Origin of the sequence: Mesobacillus sp. MER 48, from assembly GCF_023714225.1 — a bacterium.
Lineage (GTDB): Bacteria > Bacillota > Bacilli > Bacillales > Cytobacillaceae > Mesobacillus > Mesobacillus oceanisediminis_A.
Window position 1 is genome coordinate 871,195 of sequence record NZ_JAMAUR010000001.1, and the last position, 18,136, is coordinate 889,330.

Annotated in this window: 18 protein-coding genes; 4 read left to right on the forward strand and 14 right to left on the reverse strand. The window is 41.9% G+C overall.

The features are described from left to right. Positions 1–163: 163 nt before the first annotated feature. Genes rpmG through M3593_RS04510 form a run of 4 tightly spaced genes read right to left on the reverse strand, consistent with a single transcriptional unit; the run spans position 164 to position 2,649 of the window. Positions 164–313 (reverse strand): 50S ribosomal protein L33, encoded by a 150-nt coding sequence (gene rpmG / locus M3593_RS04495; RefSeq protein ID WP_084221782.1) that lies wholly within the window; start codon positions 311–313, stop codon positions 164–166. Positions 314–369: 56 nt separating this feature from the next. Continuing rightward, positions 370–1,002, reverse strand: coding sequence for a hypothetical protein (locus M3593_RS04500; protein WP_144476236.1), 633 nt, complete (start codon positions 1,000–1,002; stop codon positions 370–372). After that, a complete protein-coding gene (locus M3593_RS04505) occupies positions 974–2,209 on the reverse strand; it encodes a glycosyltransferase family 4 protein (protein ID WP_251540891.1) in 1,236 nt (411 codons plus the stop codon). The genes M3593_RS04500 and M3593_RS04505 overlap by 29 nt, the downstream gene beginning before the upstream one ends. After that, positions 2,206–2,649 carry a DUF4912 domain-containing protein gene (locus M3593_RS04510; RefSeq protein WP_144476230.1) on the reverse strand — a complete coding sequence of 148 codons (444 nt, stop codon included), beginning with the start codon at positions 2,647–2,649 and terminating at the stop codon, positions 2,206–2,208. Before M3593_RS04510 ends, M3593_RS04505 begins: the two co-directional genes overlap by 4 nt. Positions 2,650–2,978: 329 nt before the next feature. Here M3593_RS04510 and M3593_RS04515 point away from each other — a divergent pair, with 329 nt between their 5' ends. Both M3593_RS04515 and M3593_RS04520 read left to right on the forward strand, forming a co-directional pair. Continuing rightward, a complete protein-coding gene (locus tag M3593_RS04515) occupies positions 2,979–3,353 on the forward strand; it encodes a hypothetical protein (RefSeq protein ID WP_144476227.1) in 375 nt (124 codons plus the stop codon). Beyond that, on the forward strand, positions 3,350–3,847 hold the full coding sequence (locus M3593_RS04520; RefSeq protein WP_144476224.1) for an endolytic transglycosylase MltG: 498 nt from the start codon (positions 3,350–3,352) through the stop codon (positions 3,845–3,847). Before M3593_RS04515 ends, M3593_RS04520 begins: the two co-directional genes overlap by 4 nt. A gap of 250 nt (positions 3,848–4,097) precedes the next feature. On the opposite strand, the gene phoU is transcribed toward M3593_RS04520, so the two are convergent. The 8 genes from phoU to M3593_RS04560 all read right to left on the reverse strand — a co-directional run bounded on the left by phoU (position 4,098) and on the right by M3593_RS04560 (position 13,106). Further along, a complete protein-coding gene (gene phoU, locus M3593_RS04525) occupies positions 4,098–4,757 on the reverse strand; it encodes a phosphate signaling complex protein PhoU (RefSeq protein ID WP_144476222.1) in 660 nt (219 codons plus the stop codon). Between the two features lie 37 nt (positions 4,758–4,794). Continuing rightward, a complete protein-coding gene (gene pstB / locus M3593_RS04530; RefSeq protein ID WP_144476219.1) occupies positions 4,795–5,619 on the reverse strand; it encodes a phosphate ABC transporter ATP-binding protein PstB in 825 nt (274 codons plus the stop codon). Between the two features lie 18 nt (positions 5,620–5,637). Continuing rightward, entirely contained in the window at positions 5,638–6,522 is an 885-nt protein-coding gene (pstA, locus tag M3593_RS04535; protein ID WP_144476216.1) for a phosphate ABC transporter permease PstA, read from the reverse strand. A 1-nt stretch (position 6,523) separates the two neighbouring features. Continuing rightward, a complete protein-coding gene (gene pstC / locus M3593_RS04540; protein WP_144476213.1) occupies positions 6,524–7,498 on the reverse strand; it encodes a phosphate ABC transporter permease subunit PstC in 975 nt (324 codons plus the stop codon). A gap of 114 nt (positions 7,499–7,612) precedes the next feature. Continuing rightward, positions 7,613–8,566, reverse strand: a complete 954-nt coding sequence (locus M3593_RS04545; RefSeq protein WP_251540892.1) for a PstS family phosphate ABC transporter substrate-binding protein — start codon at positions 8,564–8,566, stop codon at positions 7,613–7,615. A 220-nt stretch (positions 8,567–8,786) separates the two neighbouring features. Then, complete coding sequence (locus M3593_RS04550; protein ID WP_251540894.1) at positions 8,787–10,967, reverse strand: peptidoglycan D,D-transpeptidase FtsI family protein; 2,181 nt, start codon at positions 10,965–10,967, stop codon at positions 8,787–8,789. Between the two features lie 172 nt (positions 10,968–11,139). Next, complete coding sequence (locus M3593_RS04555) at positions 11,140–12,357, reverse strand: MFS transporter (protein ID WP_144476204.1); 1,218 nt, start codon at positions 12,355–12,357, stop codon at positions 11,140–11,142. A 140-nt stretch (positions 12,358–12,497) separates the two neighbouring features. Then, a complete protein-coding gene (locus tag M3593_RS04560) occupies positions 12,498–13,106 on the reverse strand; it encodes a superoxide dismutase (RefSeq protein ID WP_144476201.1) in 609 nt (202 codons plus the stop codon). Between the two features lie 928 nt (positions 13,107–14,034). Between M3593_RS04560 and M3593_RS04565 the strand changes: the two genes are divergently transcribed. After that, positions 14,035–14,727, forward strand: a complete 693-nt coding sequence (locus M3593_RS04565) for a Crp/Fnr family transcriptional regulator (protein ID WP_251540896.1) — start codon at positions 14,035–14,037, stop codon at positions 14,725–14,727. Positions 14,728–14,787: 60 nt separating this feature from the next. Here M3593_RS04565 and M3593_RS04570 read toward each other — a convergent pair whose 3' ends face one another. Further along, positions 14,788–15,267 carry a DUF456 domain-containing protein gene (locus M3593_RS04570; RefSeq protein WP_251540898.1) on the reverse strand — a complete coding sequence of 160 codons (480 nt, stop codon included), beginning with the start codon at positions 15,265–15,267 and terminating at the stop codon, positions 14,788–14,790. 79 nt (positions 15,268–15,346) lie between these two features. Beyond that, positions 15,347–16,978, reverse strand: a complete 1,632-nt coding sequence (locus M3593_RS04575) for a Na/Pi cotransporter family protein (RefSeq protein WP_251540900.1) — start codon at positions 16,976–16,978, stop codon at positions 15,347–15,349. Between the two features lie 215 nt (positions 16,979–17,193). On the opposite strand from M3593_RS04575, the gene M3593_RS04580 reads away from it, so the two are divergent. Next, complete coding sequence (locus tag M3593_RS04580) at positions 17,194–17,976, forward strand: DUF1189 domain-containing protein (protein ID WP_251540901.1); 783 nt, start codon at positions 17,194–17,196, stop codon at positions 17,974–17,976. Positions 17,977–18,136 lie beyond the last annotated feature (160 nt).

Genomic DNA, 18,136 nt, shown 5'->3' on the forward strand with positions numbered 1-18,136 from the left:
GGTTTTGGATAGGCTCATGTGCAAATTGACTGCCTTTTTAGATAGTTCAGTTCAGAAGTCTTTCGGTATTTGCCTTGAAACCCTAAAATGCGATGGTGCATGGAAGACCAACACTCTATGGAAATTTGGCAAACAAAAAAGCAGCTGGGAAAAATCCCGCTGCTTATTTTGTTTCGCGATGTACTGTCGCGCGCTTATCTCTAGAGCAGTATTTCTTAAGCTCAAGACGATCTGGGTTGTTACGCTTATTTTTTTTAGAAATATAGTTGCGCTCTCCGCATTCTGTGCAAGCTAATGTAATGTTTACACGCATGTATTTTCCCTCCAAACTATTCAAGCTAGGTTCGTGCATACGACTTTTCTATAATATCACTTTTTGTCGGGGATTGCTAGTGTGTTTTTTAAAAGGAGCGCATTCAAATGAACAACGGCGTTTTTTTCCGTTCCTTCAATGATCCAACAGCTGCTTTTTTGGGTTTCCCGGGGGTTCATTTTCAGATCAAGCGAGAACAGGCTGGCTGCAGAACCTTTTGCCATTGGTTGATAGTTCAGTTTCCCTGACTCCCTGCAATTCCAAAGGCGTTCAGTGCTTACATTCCAAATCGGCTGGACAGTGCACTGCTTCATCCTGCCACTGCTGTTCAGTCCATTGACAAGGTAGATTCTTTTATCCGCAAAGTGATAAATGACATTCTCATTCGGCGATACAAAGCTGAATTGTTCATTTGCACTTTCAGCATGGCGCTGCATCAGGATCAGCTTGGCTTCCTTTTCAGTTTTGGAATGGTTCGTAACATAAAGTTCAAAAAATTCAACCTTTGAATGAACATTTGCAAGCTTGATTTTTATTGATAATTCTTCCTGCGGTAAAAGTTTTTCCGACATATTCCCTAGCCAGTACACTTTTCCATTGACCCATAAACCAGGGCTGAATATCAATGGTTTCTTGATTGGCTCGTAAGTCTCTTCATTGTCAATTTGGAGATAAGCATTCATCTTCATTAAATACCCTCCTTCTGTGATTGTTTGATAATACCTTTTTATATAGACTATCTGTTGACTTTGCATTTTGTGCCCAGCTGAACCTCTCAAGGACTTTCATCCTTCCTGTCCGGGCGATTTCCTTTGCCGCAGTTTGATTTTCAAGAATCCATTCCAGTGTTAGCGCAAGATCTTTTTCATTACCCGGCTGCATATAAAATCCGGTTTTATAATCTTCAATCAGATCCTGCATGCCTCCTGTTTTCGCCAGGACAGTCGGGACCCCTGCGGTAAGGGCCTCAGCTGCTGCAAGTCCGAATGGTTCATATTCACTTGGAAAAACAGCGATATCCGCTTTCATAAGTAACGCATCACGGATTGTTTCATTTACGAAGCCGATAAAATGAACAGAATCTTTAAGTCCCAGCTTACTTGCTTGATCCCTGTAGGTTTCCAATAAAGGTCCATTCCCCGCAATCACAAAACACACATCATGATGCTTTCTCATAAGTCCAGCCGCAGAAAGCAATGTATCGAATCCTTTTTCCGTGACGATCCTTCCCATTGAAAATATCAGTTTCTTTCTGGTTAAAAATGGGTACATCTCTGTAATCTCGACATCCTGATTGTGCTTTTCTTCTAATCTAGTCCCATTCGGAATAACATTGATTCTATCCTTTGAAACTTTAAATAATGTATTAACCTCATCTTCCATATAATCGCTGCAGACAATGACTTCATCAGCCTGATGGCAGAGTTCATTTTCTTTTTTGAATATGAATTGCTGGAGATCAGAAAAGATGCCTTTATTTCGGCCATATTCCGTACCATGGATTGTTGCGATCAGTGGAATCCCCAATTTTTTGCTGATAAATTCCGCTGCAGGACCTGTCATCCAGTCATGAGCATGGACAAGGTCGAATTGAACATGTTTAGCCAACTTCAATCCTTCTTCGATGACAGCCAGATTGAATCCGCCTATCCATGAAAGGAAATCAGGATCCTGGGCATTTAGTGGTGCTACACGGTGAATGTGGACACGGCCATCTCTTGCATAATCTGACTGGAAGGATTGTTTGCTGGTCACAACATGAATTTGCTGATGGATGGCTGCCAGTTCTGTTGCGAGAGCATGGACATGTCTCGCAAGTCCGCCTATAATCTGCGGCGGATACTCCCATGTGAGCATAAGGATCTTTTTCTTTTCATGATCTCCCCACCCCTTCACTTGTTGATGCTCCCTTCAAGGTTTTCATAATAAGTATAAGTGCTCACCTTTCCAGACCATCCAGGCAAAAGCGGTTTGTCTTCCTCTATCTGGATGTTGGGATTTTGTATAATGACATTTGATCGAAGCATTGGAAAGAATGTTTCTGTTTGGTGTCTGAGCCCCAACTCAACCTGGTAGTTGCTTGTTGCGTTGACTCCCTTGAACAGCCAGCTTGATACTCCTGGGCGAAGGATTGCTTCATGGATGACAGCTCGGGAGCCATGATCAGATAAGCGTAAAGCCAGAATCAGCTGTTCATCAGGTATCAGAAAATACTTGCCTATGAAACGTACTTTTTCCTCCTGCAGGTGCCAGTAAACAAATAACTTGCCTGGTGAGAGGATTTTCGCCTTTAAATGATCCTCAATCTTGTTTAGTTGTTGATTGCTATTTGTCACGACAGACCTCCAAAACCATCATTATATGATTGAAAATTGAATTATATTCATTAAATTTATGTTAGCACGTTCTCATGACTGCTACAATGAACGCAAATTGTCGTAATTTGCAGCGTCCTTTATCCACTTTGCAGAAACGCCCATTTATTTTTCCATAGTCATTTAGAATTACAAATATGGCGGTGATTCGACAGTGTTTACAACGAATGGAAATCATAATAAGACAAAACTATCATTTTTTTTCAGGAAAAAAATATCAATCGAATTTTCGAATTTTGAATGGTAAACTTATTCTATGTGTTCTAATAACAGCTCGGGAGGAATAATAGATGGGCTACATCATCATTAGCCTGGTTGTCCTGGCCGCGCTCCTTTTCGCTCTTTCTTTCTTTTTGAAAGATCCATACAAGGAATTGCGCGAGGAAATCGACCAGCTGACAATCCAGCAAATTCAAGATCTTTACCAGATCAAGAAAAAACTAAAAGTACTGGAAGAAGAATTGCTCGTAGGCGATGCGAACCTGGACAGGCAATCTTCATTTAATACAGGAAAAAAGCAAATTCACGAGATCATCAAAAACCAGGTATGGTCGCTTGCCCAGCAGGGGATGGATCTGAATCAGATCGCAAAGCAATCATCACTTTCAACTCAGGAAGTTCAGGAAATCATTAATGAATTCGTTGATAAAGGACAGATCGTATGAATAAACGAACAGCTCAAGCATTTGCATTAGGATTGCTTTTCGCAGCCGTGTTCCTATGGGCCGGCAGCAGCGTGATCGCTGGAAAAGAAAAAGAACCTGAAAAGAAAGTTGCCGTTTCAGACGCTAAGAAGATTCTTGAAGAAAAAGGATACAAGGTGCTGAACAACAACGAATTTGCGAAGCTTAACGAAAAGAAAACAGAAGTTGTTAAAGAAGATAAGCCAAAAGAAGAAACAACTAAAGAAGAAGCCCCTGCAGAGAAGGCGGAAGAAGTAAAAGAGGAGAAACCATTCACACTGATCATTGCAGGCGGCATGTCACCAGGTGATGTAGCCACGATGCTAGCAAGCCAGGGAATCGTCGATGATGAGAATAAATTCGAGAGATTCCTGATTGATAAGGGCTACCATACAAAGGTACAAATCGGCAAGTACGAATTAAAAAGCGGTCTTGATTACGACCAAATTGCCAAGATCATTACAAAAAACAGATAATAACAATCCACAAACGCAAAAGACCCTCAATTTAGAGGGTCTTTTTTTATGCTTAGGCACTGTTAAAGCCCAATGTTGCTTGTAGTGGAAGGCAATGGCTCCTCCGAAAATCAAAGCATTTTCATCGTGCGTGGGCAAGTTCGTGGAGGCTTAGCGCAGCCTCACGGAAAGTGAAGCCTTGAACTAAAATCAAACAGTCTTGTTTACAGAGCCATGATAAAAAGAGCAAGGATTCCCCTGCTCTTTCGCCTTATTGATTCAGATCATATCTCTTACCTTTGACTAAGTAAAAAACATTTTCTGCTATATTTGTAACATGGTCAGCTGCTCGTTCGAGATAACGGCTGATGAATGAAAGTTGTGTGATTTGGGCCAGCTGTTCAGGCTTGGTCTGGGCCAGGCTCAACAGCTCCTTGATTGTTTGTCCATACAGGTCGTCGACTTGATCGTCCATCTGCGCAACCTGTCTCGCTTTACCGAGATCCTCTTCATTATAAGCTTCCAATGAAAGTTTAAGCATTTCAACTGATAATTGATGCATCTGTTTGATGTGCTCAATCGGTTTTACAAGCGGTTCTTTTCCTATCCTGATTGTCGATTTCGCAATATTTACCGCGAAATCCGCCATTCTCTCAATATCAGTCGCGATTTTGATCGCAACAATCAGCCTTCTTAAATCGACAGCAACCGGCTGTTGCTTTGCGATTAACAGAATCGCAAAATCATTGATTTCCTCTTCCATGATATTTGCTTCGGCATCATCTTCAAGGATTTTCAGTGCAAGTTCGATATCCTTGTTTTCAAGTGCCACCAGTGACTGGTTTAGCGCATGGACAGCAAAATTCCCGAGCTCAAGCAATTTTCCATGCAGTGTTTTCAGGTCTTCGTCAAATTTCCCTCTTACTACCATTGTCCTCATCCTTCCAATCAAATTTCAAGTTAGTTCATCAACCAAAACGGCCTGTAATATAATCTTCCGTCCTCTTATCTGACGGGTTTGAGAAAATCTTATCCGTCTCAGCAAACTCGATGACTTCTCCATTCAGGAAGAATGCAGTCTTGTCGGAAATACGCGCAGCCTGCTGCATATTATGCGTAACAATGATGATGCTGTAATCCTTCTTTAATTCCTGTACAAGTTCCTCTACTTTCAAGGTCGAAATTGGGTCAAGAGCTGATGTCGGTTCGTCCATGAGGATGACATCCGGTTCAATTGCCAGTGCCCTTGCGATACAGATACGCTGCTGCTGTCCGCCCGACAGGCCGTAAGCGTTCTGATTCAGACGATCTTTTACATCATCCCAGATTGCGGCACCTCGCAAGCTTTTCTCAACAATTTCGTCTAGTACTTTCTTATCACGGATTCCGTGGATTTTTGGTCCATATGCAATATTGTCATAGATTGATTTCGGGAATGGATTCGGTTTTTGGAAGACCATCCCTACACTCGTTCTAAGATCCTCAACTTGATAGGACTTTTCAAGGATATTCCGTCCCCTGTATAAAATCTCACCGGAAATCTTGACAGAAGGAACCAGTTCAACCATCCGGTTCAAAGTTTTGATGTAAGTTGACTTACCACATCCGGAAGGGCCGATGATTGCCGTTACTTCATTTTCGTTGATCGCTAAGTTGATATTTTTTAATGCGTGTCCTTCACCATACCAAAGATTAAGGTCTTTTGTTTCATATACAACCTTTGAATTTTCTGGCGCATTATTCACCGCGTCGGATTGTACTGTTGCTTTTGTTTTCTCTGTCACTGCTGACATAAGTTAAAACCTCCCAGACTAATATCTCTTTTGGAATTTATTGCGTATTAAAATGGCAATTGAATTCATCACAAATAACACTAGTAACAGAATCACAATTGTCGCAGCTGCCAGGTTGGCATATTCGGCAACAAGGGCAGAGTCAATTGTCCAATAATAAATTTGCACCGGCAGAATCGTGAACTTATCAAAGATTCCGTCTGGAATAGGTATTAACAGTGCTGGAATACCAATAACAACAAGTGGCGCTGTTTCTCCGATTGCCCGTGAAAGCGCCAGTATTACACCAGTAAGAATTCCCGGAATTGCAGCTGGCAAAACAACATTTTTGATTGTCTGCCATTTTGTGGCGCCCATACCGTAAGAAGCTTCCCGCAGGAATTGTGGTACTGCGCGAATGGCTTCCTGGCTTGCCACAACTACTACTGGCAGTACCAGCAATGCCATTGTCAATCCTCCGGCAAGAACTACGGATCCCAAATCGAGAGCTCTGGCAAAGACTGTTAATCCAAGGATTCCGAACACAACGGAAGGAACACCGGCCAAGTTGGAAATATTCGTTTTAATGAAAGATGCTATACGGCCTTTTGCCGCATATTCTTCCAGATAAATCGCAGTACCGATACCAAGCAGCATTGTTACCGGGGCAACTACGAGCATAAGCCAAAACGTGCCTGTGATTGCTCCCCAAATACCTGCTCTTTCTGGATCAGTCGATAATCGATTCATAAGAAAATCCATATTGATCCAAGGTAATCCGTCTTTAAGAACTCGATAAATCAAAACGATCAGTACCATAAGTCCGAACATGGTCGCAAGGAAAAAGAGTGCCTTTGCCAGATTATTCGCTAATAGCCGTGTGCCCATTTTTTTCTGGACTTGAGTGGAATCTACATATTTCATATTAATATTCCTCCCTAAACTTTCGAGAGATAAACTGGGCGACCAGGTTCATGATCAATGTAAAAACAAACAAAGTCATGGCAACTGCATATAGGCTGTAGTATAAAGTTGAGCCTGCCGCTGCTTCTCCGCCGGTTACTTCTACAATATAGGCTGTCATTGTCTGCATCGATTGCGTGACATCAAAAGTAAAATTCTTGGAGCTGCCACTCGCGATTGTCACAATCATCGTCTCACCTATAGCTCTGGAAATTCCAAGGACGAACGATGCAATAATACCAGAAATCGCAGCAGGGATGACAACCTTCCAGGTTACCTCAAGCTTGGTTGCACCAAGGGCCAATGCTCCTTCCCTCATCGCATTTGGCACTGAACTCATTGCATCCTCCGACAGTGAAGCAACCATCGGGATGATCATGATTCCCATGACAATTCCCGGGCTAAGGATATTCGTTGGTTCCAGTCCGGGTACGAATGACCTTAATAAAGGTGTTACGAAAGTAAAGGCAAAGAAACCATATACAATCGTTGGAATACCTGCCAGAATTTCAAGAATTGGTTTTAGCAGCCTTCGAGTCTTTTCAGAAGCATACTCACTCAGGAACACGGCGGTCATTAATCCAACAGGAATCGCGACAAGCATCGCGATAGCAGTTGAAATGAGAGTTCCGGTCAGCAAAGGCAAAACACCGAATACCGCATTTTCCCCTAGCGGCTTCAATTTAGTGCCAGTAAAGAAATCTATGAATGGAACGTCTTTAAAAAAGGCGATAGTTTCCGTTAATAATGTAAGAACAATTCCGATTGTCGTCAGGACAGAGATTGCTGCAATCCCTAATAATATTTTTGGTATGAACTTTTCAGTATAATTTGTAAAGCTCTTTGTCTTTTTCTTTTCTGATATCATTTCACGAACATTCAACTTTTTGCCGTCTTCGTGAACAACGCTTTTTGCCACGCAAAAAACCCCTTTCATCCTTCTCATCCAAGAAAGAACTTTCCCTTATAGTACCCCAGGGACCATCTAATAATTAAAAACACACGCAAGAGATGAGAAGGTCTTACCTCTCATCTCCCGTTAGTAAAGGCTTTACTTCTTAAGGCCGTTCAATGTGTCCAGTGTTGATTTGATGTCTTTATCAGATAATGGTGCGAAACCAGTTTCTTTTGCTACATCCTGTGCATTGTTCATTGTATAGATTGCATAATCAAGCACTTGTGGCTTCTCTTTAGCTTGATTTACATTCAAATATGTGAACACTGGACGAGTGAATGGTGCATAGTCGCCATCTTCTTTGATCGTATCGAGTGAAGGTTCAACAGGACCGTTGCCAAAGTCTACTTTAACCGCTGAAAGCTTGTCTTTATTGCTTTCATAGTAACCATATCCGAAGAAACCAATCGCGTTTTTATCTTTTGAAACTAGGTCTACTAAAGTAGAGTAATCTTGCTGTAAGTTAATGTTTTCCGGCAGATCCTGCTCTTCCAGGATTGTTTCAAACATGAATTCGTACGTTCCGTGGTTTTCATTAGGTCCATAAGTCTTGATTTCTTCATCTGGGAAATCAGCGCGAACATCAGACCATTTCTTCTTTCCAGCACTTGCAAGGAAAATATCTTTCACTTCTTGTTCAGTTAGGTCTGTAGCCCAATCATTGTCTTTATTGATGACGATTGTGATACCATCTAGCGCAACCTTCATTTCCTGTACTTCGATGCCAAGCTCTTCTGCTTTTGCTTTTTCCTCATCCTTAATCTGACGGGAAGCATCGTTGAAGTCAGTTCCGTTTTTAGCAAGGAATTTCTTGAAACCTGCTGAAGTTCCGGAGCGGCTAACTTCTACTGATACGTTTTCCTGTTCACCCATATAGTTCTCAGCCATACGTGCCATTAAAGGATAAACTGTGCCAGATCCGTCTATTACGACGCTGCCTTCAAGTTCTTCTCCGTTTCCACCTTCGTTATCTCCACCGCCGCAGGCTGCCGTGAATACCATAACAGCTGCAAGCATTAAAAACAGGCTCATCTTTTTAAGACTCTTCATTTCTTGAATTCCCCCTACGAGATGTGGTTGTTTTGTCCTACAAGACCAAGAATACTGTTTTTCTTTTAAGGATGTTTTAACTTAATGTAAAGGTTTTGTAAATTTGCGGGATTGATGCATACTATTGACGAAAAACAAGCATTGTATGGTTTGCCGGTTAAGCATAGTATTCCCAAACGATAAAAAAAACTGCCTCATGTGAGACAGTTTTTAAAAACTCTTATTGCTCGGTATCTTCTGCAATTTCTTCTAAAAGTTCAGTTCCTGCTTCCTTCTTTTCAACTTCCTGTATCGGTTGTTCCGGGTTCATGTTCCCTTCCATACGTTTCTTTTTCAAATCAAAATACGTATCAAGGACTCTTCGGCCGATATCATTATTTGCATGGTGACCCGTATTGCCTTCATACGCCCATGGGACCATGACTGCCAGGGCAATTTCAGGATTATCATAGGGGGCATATCCAACAAGGCTTAAGTTCATGACTTCTGGCGGCATGTCATATTTTTTCCTTTTTGGGCCATCATAGAATGCCTGTGCAGTCCCTGTTTTTCCCGCTGGCTTATATTCCGCAGAATGAAATGCTCCATATGCCGTACCGCCCGGTTCCTGCATGACTCTCCTGAAACCTTCCTGCACTCGGTCAAACCATTCAGGCTTGGCATCGACCTTATTCAGGATGACAGGTTCAAATTCATTCACGACAGGACCTACCTCATCATTTTTCATGACCGGTTCCCTGATTTCCTTGACAATTCTCGGCTGGATTCTATTTCCGCCATTTGCGATCGTTGAAACATATTGTGCCAATTGCAGCGGAGTATACGTGTCATACTGGCCGATGGCAAAGTCGAGCAAGAGACCTGGCCTTTTCTCTGTTCCTTTAAAACCGATCATTTCGTTTGGCAAGTCGATTCCCGTTCTTGCACCAAGTCCGAATTGGCTGAAATGATTCCTCATGGTATCAAAAGCCTCGGGCTCTAGATACAATGGCTGATCATACTTATAATTTCCTTTACCAATATTGATCGCAGTCCTGAACATATATACATTCGAGGATACCTTCAAGGCATTACGGTCATCAAGAGTACCCAATCCCGCTTTCCAGGACTTCTTAGGGTTCGTGCCTTTAATTTTTATAGGCGTGTCATAAAATTGCGTCCCCGGACTGATCGCACCGGTGCTAAAACCTGTCAAAATCGTGGCACCTTTTACCGCAGACCCGACATTATAAGAAGTTGTGAAATTGCCGCTCGCAAAATCCTGCATGACATCCTTGCCTGTGTCTTCATCCTTGACAATCTGTTTCCCTGCAAGTGTCAAAATTTCCCCAGTATTAGGATCCATCAACACGACAAATGCCCTGTCAAGAAGCCCTGTTCTTGATGTCTGCTTCGCCTTCAGTAATTCTTCTTCAATAATTTTATCAACAGCAAGCTGCAGATCCATGTCAATTGTCAGCACAAGGTCCTTTCCCCGCTGTCCTTCGGATATCACCTGGGTATCAAGAACATTGCCGCCTTTATCGGTGATGTTCTTTACCTTTGCTTTCTGTCCGTGCAGGACATCTTCATATTGCTGCTCGATATAACTTAAACCAACCCTGTCATTCCTGCTATAGCCTCTGGCGAGATAATACTCAAGTTTTTCTTTAGGAAGTCCCTTTTCGGAATCACTAACCTTCCCCAGGATTGTTTTGAGTGTTTTATCATAGCTATATTGACGCTCCCAGTCTGTAGTGGTGTCCACACCAGGTAGCATTTCAAGATTTTCGCTTACAATGGCAAACTCTTCAGGTGTTAAATCTTTTTTGACGATTTGCGGGGACAAAGCATATCCGCTCATCATCTCGCGTAAAATTGCAAGGATTTCCAGATCATCCTTCTTTAACTCTTTCAATTCATTTTCAGTGATGCGCTCAAGCTGAAGATTGTATATTGCTTTATCATCAAGCTTTTTTTCCTCATACTGCGCCCATTCTTTTTCTGTGATTTTTTCTCGTGCGCGCTCTTCATTCCTTAAAATCCAGTAGTCCTTTTTATCCCTTTCACGGACTTTCTTCAGGTCATTTTCTGTATCCTTGACGATTAATTTTGCTACTCGTTCTGCAACCATTAGCATTTCCTTCGTTTGGGTGCTCTGGCTCTTTGTATACGTGATTGCATTGCTCGGCGTATTGTCGACAATAGCTTTCATATTCCGATCATACATTTTCCCTCTTGGAACAGGATTATTAACGGTCACATCTTCTGTCCGTTCGATTTCCCTTTTGAAGTCCTCACCGTAAACAATCTGAACGATGCCAAGCCTTAGAATAAGCATCGAAAATAATACAAACACCGCAAAAAACACCATATTCAGCCTGAATGGCACATGCGTTTTCTTCTTTTTCTTTTTGTTCAAGCCTCTCCCACCTTTTATATGTCCATGGCTTTATTCACTATCCTTTATTTTAACTAAAATCCTCATCATTTTCTATCAATAAACAACTACAGAATATTTTTCCATTTTTCAAACAGAACGAAAAACTGGGCTTTACGCCCGGTCCATTTGCTGGTAATTTCATAAGTCCCGGCTATGCAGGTTTTAAATGAATTTTCCTTATAAAGAAGTAAATCAATGTATGCCCGCTTCCAAGGATGACCAAAAGGATCGGGATCGCCTGTTTTTCGCTGAACAGGTGAGTTGCCAGCAGAAATAATAAAATCGATGCGACACGGCCAAGATTCAGGAATAATTCCCGGACGACAATATATTCGACCCTCATTTCAGCCGCTTTCCAGCCGCGCCCAATCACGTCGTAGGTCATTGAAGCATATGGAACAAGGAGCAGCGGGTAAGCAACTGCAATCATGGCAGCATATAATAGAAGCCGGAAGTAACTGAGGTCAAATATAATCAGGAAGATCGCCAGGAACAGAATCAGTCCGCCAACCAGAATTGCCTGTTTCCGATATTCTTTTTTCAGGGTACGGGATACAAAGTAATAAGCAAGAAAGGATATCCCGGAATTAATCAATCCATAAGTACCCAAAGCCATTTCGCTGTCTGTGGCAATGAAAACAAAAACAGATACAATGAATACAAATACCCCTTCTCTGAGTCCCTGGAAGAAATGCGCATTTGTAACCATCCGCCAATTTTTGTCATGCTTCCTTTCAGTAATAATCCGCCTGAACCAATACTTGCCATGGGCTGGCCGGCGCTTCAGGAAAAAGCTCAATAAAACAGCGATTGAAAACAATCCCAATGAAAGTCCGAAAACCACTGTATAACCTGTCAGCTTTTCTAATCTTGATATGATGAAGCCTGCAGCCACCGGTCCGATCATACCTCCAACAGAACCGAGAATTCCAAGAAACCCATTAAAGAAATCACGTGTTTCCGGCTCGGTGATCTCAAAGGTGAGAACATTGTAGGCAAGCCAATAGAAACCATAGCCGATTCCCAAAAGGATACCCAGCAGTAATAAGAAGTCGGACGCTTTTGTGCCCACAAACAATACCGTGACATAAAAAAGCGCCAGAAAGATGACACCAATGCGAAGCACAATGACTCTGTCGACCTTCTTTGCCCATCTCCCAGCAAGGATAAAGGTGAGAGGCTGGGCAACGACAATCGATAGATTATACATTGCCAAATCCGATAGCTCGCCGGATTGCTTCCATAAATAGATATTAACAAAAGTATTGGAAAGGGCAATGCTTAATGAGTACAAACCCCCAATAATCAATAGGAGCGCCAAATCCTTTGTCAGTTCAATGTCTCCTAATAATTTGTTTACTTTGCTCATGATCGACTCCCCTTTTCTCTTGGGTAGTTTCTTACAAAGCAATCGGGGTTATTCAGTTTTCTGGAGGGTCTTTGAAAGGAAAACCTGACAAAACAAATAGAGAGGCTGCAATAACTGCAGCCTCTCGCATATTCACTCTATTATTTCGCAGAAGCGAAACGCTTGCTAACTTCTTCCCAGTTAACAACGTTCCAGAATGCACCGATGTATTCTGGTCTTCTGTTTTGGTAGTTCAGGTAGTAAGCATGCTCCCAAACATCCAATCCAAGGATAGGCGTCTTGCCTTCCATTAAAGGAGAGTCCTGGTTTGGAGTGCTAGTCACTTCTAGCTCGCCATTGTTAACAACTAGCCAAGCCCAGCCAGAGCCAAAGCGAGTAGTTGCTGCTTTAGAGAATTCTTCTTTGAAGCCTTCAAAGCCGCCGAACTTTGAGTTGATTGCTTCAGCCAATTCACCAGTAGGCTCGCCGCCTCCGTTTGGAGAAATGACTTGCCAGAATAGAGAGTGGTTCGCATGGCCGCCGCCATTGTTGCGAACTGCAGTACGTGCTGCTTCAGGAACAGCATCCAGGTTAGAAACGACTTCTTCAACAGATTTAGATAGAAGCTCTTCGTTTCCTTCCAAAGCGTTGTTAAGATTTGTAACGTAAGTGTTGTGGTGCTTTGTGTGGTGGATATTCATTGTTTCCTTGTCGATGTGTGGCTCAAGTGCATCATATGCGTAAGGTAATTGCGGTAATTCAAATGCCATTTTTAACATCCTCCTATGTATCGTGTTTCACTTTCGGAACAATCTTTCATACAATTCAGTAATTAGAATTGTTCTAAAAGTGCTTCATGATTAGATTACCAAAGAACGGTAATGGTTTCAAATAAAATGCTTTGGCTTAACGAGATTAAACTTCCCCGATCCCCCTACTTTTATTCATAAGGTTTTATTAAACAAGGCTGATGATTTTCTCTCCAGTCGCTTCGCGTTCCGCAGGGCTGGAGCGGATTTTCCTCGCCGCTTTCCTCCTGTGGAGTCCCACTAGAGCTGCGACACCGGGTCATTAAGAAGCTGCCTCGAACTTGCCCACGCGCGAGGAAAATAAGGAACCAGCGGCGACTTCAGACAGGTTTTGGTGAAAGGATGCAAAACTGGCCGAAGTAGAGCTAAATTCAGACAGGTTTGAGGGAAAAGAAGCGGAAGCTGGCCGAACTAGAGGCAACTTCAGACTAGTTTGGAGGAAACCAACGAAAAGCTGCCCGAACCAGAGCTAACTTCGGACTGGTTTGGCGGAAAAGCAGCAAAACCTGTCTGAACCAGAGGCAACTTCAGACAGCTTTGGCGGAAAAGCAGCAAAAGCTGTCCGAACCAGAGCTAACTTCAGACAGGTTTGGGGGAAACCAGCGAAAACCTGTCCGAAGCAGAGTTAATTTCAGACAGGTTCATTTTTGGAGCAGTCTACGCACCTTTCTTTTCAATCCACAGGGTTTATAAATCTACATTCATCTTTACCTGAGCCAATTAAAACAAGTTTCAGAAAATCGTCAATATTCCCCGAATGCAGTCGTGTCAACGATATTTGTCGCACCTCACCAAAAACACACCCATTTATTTCCAAAACACAATTGACACAGTAGCAACAATTCTTTTAAATCAAAGTATAGAGAGGAATAATAAGGAGACGATCCTGATGGACAAAAATATATCATTATACAGTTTAATTTTACAAAACTTCATTGATAAGGAAACAATCCAAAAAATTAAAGCAGATACCCTCCTTTTTCAGGAAGACGAAAATGTTCAGAACGTTTATATTATCCTGAGCGGAAGTGTCTCTGTCGGACGCGTCCACATGAAGGGAAAGGAATTCATCCTCAAAATCCTGAACGGCGAAGAAATGATCATAGAATATGAATTGTTCAAACATACTCCACGATACCATTTTTCTGCAAAAACTCTCACAGACTGTGAGGTCCTGATGATCAAAAGGGAACAGTTCGAGGAATTCGTCCTTAATGATAACACCGCCATGAATGCACTGGTGAATTGGCTGAGCACAAGATACCTCAAGGCGCAAATGAAGTGCCAGGATCTGATCATGAACGGTAAAAAAGGCGGATTGTATTCCATTTTGATCAGGCTGTGCAACAGCTACGGAGTGATGACAGATGAGGGCATCCTGATTGATTTGCCGCTCACACACCAGGAACTTGCCAATCTGACCTATGGAACGCGTGAAGTAATCCAAAGGATGCTGAAGGAATTGCGCGAAAAAGACATCATTGCCTACGACCAGCTAAAATTCACTGTTAAAAACCTTAGCTATTTAAAGCGGGAAGTCGATTGCCAGAATTGTTCATTTGAAATCTGCGGATTAAATTGATCTCTGCGCCAGGTCAACCTAAATGGAATAAAAAAATCGTGCTGCATCAGCACGATTTTTTTATATGATCAGGAAGAAATAAACAAGCATGACTGCCATGATGATTCCTTTCGTCACTACGCTGCTGACAAATCCTACCACTGAACCGAAACCGATTTTGATCGCGTCATTCAGGTTCTTTTTATTGACCAGCAACTCCGCAATCGCCGCTCCGATAAACGGACCGACAAGGATACCGACAATTGGGATGACAAAAGGTCCAACGATCAGTCCGATTGTACTTCCCCAGATACCAGCCTTGCTTCCCCCATACTTTTTCACACCTATGATGTTCGCAATATAGTCAGCACCGAACAACAAGGCGACGAACGCACCCTGAATCGTCCAAAAAAACCAGTTAAATGGGTCAAAGGAATAAAAAACGCCATATAAAATAAAACCGCCCAGCATGAAAAGAACACCAGGCAAAATCGGTATTACCAGGCTCGCAAATGCGCCTGCGAATAATAGCCCTATTATTGACCAGTATAATGCATCCATACAATCCATCCTTTTCACTGCAAACTATGAAATCTAATGATAAAAAATAAGCAAGGGTTTCCCCTTGCTTATTTTACCACTATTTTTGTTCTCCCAAAACGTACTCTGCGATATTTACTGCATGGTCGCCGATCCGTTCAAGGTTGCTGATGATATCGACGAACACGATACCAGCCTGGCCCGAACACTGACCTTCATTCATACGCATAATGTGCTGCTTTCTTAATCTGCGTTCCATGCCGTCAATTTCATCTTCTTTTGTTACAACAGCCCGGGCTGCATCAAGATTCTTCTGATCTAGTGCCTGCAATGCCTCTTCGACCGTACTGACAGTCAAGTTAAACATTGTTTCCAGGTCATCCATGGCTGTGTCTGTCATTCTCACTTTATTAGCCTGCTGGTATTCAATAAGTTCGATGATATTCTCAAAATGGTCACCGATTCTTTCAATATCCCGAACAGTGTCGATCAACATGCTGTGTTCTTCTGACTCATGCTCAGATAGAGAGCTTGTGGCAAGATCCACCAGATAATCTGTAATCTTGCGGTCAAGATTATTGATGGCTTCCTCAAGCTGATAGGCATTCCCGGAATGCTTTGTATTTTTTGTTTTCAAAAACTCATTCGTTTCTTCAAGTCCCTTTAATGCGAACTTACCCATGCGAAGAACTTCTTCTTTAGCCTGGCCAAGAGCGATAGACGGTGATTGCTCGATGAATACCGGATCAAGATGCTGTGCCTTGTAGTCGACAATTGAGTCTTCTCCCGGAATCAGCTTTGTCACAATGAAAGCCAAAACCGCAATAAATGGCAATTGAATTATCGTATTCGTTGAGTTGAAAATACCGTGAGCAAAAGCTATTGTCATTTCAGGGTTAAGAGAAAGTTGATCCCTGAGCATTTCTATTAAAAGTGTGAATGGCTTCAATAATATTAAAAACAGCGTTGTACCTATCAAATTGAATAATACATGGGTAGCAGCAGCTCTTTTTGCCGCAACCGAAGTACCGATGGCAGCAAGCACAGCTGTAATGGTTGTCCCAACATTATCACCAAATAATACAGGGAGAGCTCCCTGAAGATTGATCAGATTCTCAGCGTGCAAACCTTGAAGAATACCGATCGTCGCACTCGAACTCTGAACAATCACTGTGAATAAAGTACCAATTACAACCCCAAGGAATGGATTTGAGCTTAATTCCACAGTCAAGTCGTGGAATGATTCAAGACTCCTTAAAGGCTTCATTCCTCCACTCATCAGTTCCAATCCATAGAATAACGCACCGAATCCAAAAACAATCTGTCCGATGTTATGGACTTTTTTACTTTTAAAGAAGAATAAAAGTATTGAACCAACGGCAATGATTGGAAGCGCATATTCACCTACGTCAATTCCGATGATAAATGCAGTGATTGTCGTACCAATGTTCGCACCCATGATGACTCCAATTGCCTGGCGCAATGTCATGAAACCGGCACTTACCAGTCCAACCGTAATAACTGTGGTCGCTGAACTGCTCTGTACTAAAACCGTAACAATCAGACCAGCCAGTACACCCATTACCGGGTTGGTCGTGAACTTGTCCAGGACATCCCTTAGTCGATCCCCTGCTGATTTTTGCAGCCCATCTCCCATGAATTTAATGCCGTATAAGAAAATTCCAAGACCCCCAAAGAATTCAAACAGCATTTCTTGTAAATTCAATTCCATTTTTTCAACCCCTAGATTTATTTCGACAAACATCTACAAACACAATCATTATGAAGGAATTATTAATAAAAAGTAAACTGTTTAAGAGCCGAATTTACAATACCTTAACATTCAGGAGTAATATTACAGAAATGTTACAAGAGAAGTTTGAATTGCTTGTTATAATCTCCTTTAAAAAGCTAAAATAGACAATGGAATCTATTAAAGGACGTGTAATGATGAATCTTATTACCCAAATGGCAAAAAGCCTGTATTCACCTAAAGATATTGCGATTACCCGCTTTCAGGGCATCGGAAAAACCATTCTATTTGTTTTCTTATTAACGTTACTATCCATTCTGCCAGTTATTTTTTATATGTTTACTGCCATTTCTGGAGCAATTGACTCGGCAAAGCAAGTTGTCTCAAATGACCTGCCTCCCTTTTCCATAGAGGAAGGCGTGCTAAAATCGGATATTAAGGCGCCGATCACCTTGAAAAGAGATCTTTACACGATTATTTTCGATCCAACGGGCGCCGTAGAGGAAAAGGATATGAAAAATATGGAGACTACTATCGGAATGCTGGAGCATGAGGTTGTCCTTAGTGCGGGCGGCCAAACCCATACGGTGCCCTATTCCCTTTTCTCGACTGGGAACTTATCCAAAGAGGATGTTCAATCCCTCATTGAAACGGCGGAATCTTCTCTCCCAGTCATGCTCGGATTACTGTTTATCATCATTTTTGTCTTTTCTGCAGGAATGAAATTCATAGAGGTCTCGATACTTGCACTTTTCGGTTTACTATTAAAAAACCTTGCCGAAAGGAAACTTCAATACAGACATTTATGGAGAATGTCTGCCTATAGTACAACTCTCCCTACTCTATTTTTTACATTGATGGCATTCCTTAAAACGACGGTGCCATTTAGTTTTGCGATTAACTGGTTTGTAGCATCGATGATTCTTCTATTAGCTATAAAGGAAATACCAACTGTACAGAAGAATGAAGAGATTTAAAAATGCGCCAAGGGCGCATTTTTTTTAGTTTCTACCTATCTCCCCTGATTTAATAAATCTTAATCACTTTCTTCCTGACCAAATAAATTAATAGGTATTTTTTCTAGCAAATTGGTTCTTAACTCTATTTTTCCTGCATAAATAATGGTATAAGCTGTTT

What these genes read in the sequence shown, in the direction of transcription:
- M3593_RS04570 (WP_251540898.1), bottom strand. Translation starts at nt 15,267, where the DNA reads ATGGATGCATTATACTGGTCAATAATAGGGCTATTATTCGCAGGCGCA.
- M3593_RS04515 (WP_144476227.1), top strand. Translation starts at nt 2,979, where the DNA reads ATGGGCTACATCATCATTAGCCTGGTTGTCCTGGCCGCGCTCCTTTTC.
- M3593_RS04555 (WP_144476204.1), bottom strand. Translation starts at nt 12,357, where the DNA reads ATGAGCAAAGTAAACAAATTATTAGGAGACATTGAACTGACAAAGGAT.
- rpmG (WP_084221782.1), bottom strand. Translation starts at nt 313, where the DNA reads ATGCGTGTAAACATTACATTAGCTTGCACAGAATGCGGAGAGCGCAAC.
- pstC (WP_144476213.1), bottom strand. Translation starts at nt 7,498, where the DNA reads ATGAAAGGGGTTTTTTGCGTGGCAAAAAGCGTTGTTCACGAAGACGGC.
- M3593_RS04520 (WP_144476224.1), top strand. Translation starts at nt 3,350, where the DNA reads ATGAATAAACGAACAGCTCAAGCATTTGCATTAGGATTGCTTTTCGCA.
- M3593_RS04580 (WP_251540901.1), top strand. Translation starts at nt 17,194, where the DNA reads ATGATGAATCTTATTACCCAAATGGCAAAAAGCCTGTATTCACCTAAA.
- M3593_RS04575 (WP_251540900.1), bottom strand. Translation starts at nt 16,978, where the DNA reads ATGGAATTGAATTTACAAGAAATGCTGTTTGAATTCTTTGGGGGTCTT.
- M3593_RS04545 (WP_251540892.1), bottom strand. Translation starts at nt 8,566, where the DNA reads ATGAAGAGTCTTAAAAAGATGAGCCTGTTTTTAATGCTTGCAGCTGTT.
- M3593_RS04560 (WP_144476201.1), bottom strand. Translation starts at nt 13,106, where the DNA reads ATGGCATTTGAATTACCGCAATTACCTTACGCATATGATGCACTTGAG.
- M3593_RS04500 (WP_144476236.1), bottom strand. Translation starts at nt 1,002, where the DNA reads ATGAAGATGAATGCTTATCTCCAAATTGACAATGAAGAGACTTACGAG.
- pstB (WP_144476219.1), bottom strand. Translation starts at nt 5,619, where the DNA reads ATGTCAGCAGTGACAGAGAAAACAAAAGCAACAGTACAATCCGACGCG.
- M3593_RS04565 (WP_251540896.1), top strand. Translation starts at nt 14,035, where the DNA reads ATGGACAAAAATATATCATTATACAGTTTAATTTTACAAAACTTCATT.
- phoU (WP_144476222.1), bottom strand. Translation starts at nt 4,757, where the DNA reads ATGGTAGTAAGAGGGAAATTTGACGAAGACCTGAAAACACTGCATGGA.
- pstA (WP_144476216.1), bottom strand. Translation starts at nt 6,522, where the DNA reads ATGAAATATGTAGATTCCACTCAAGTCCAGAAAAAAATGGGCACACGG.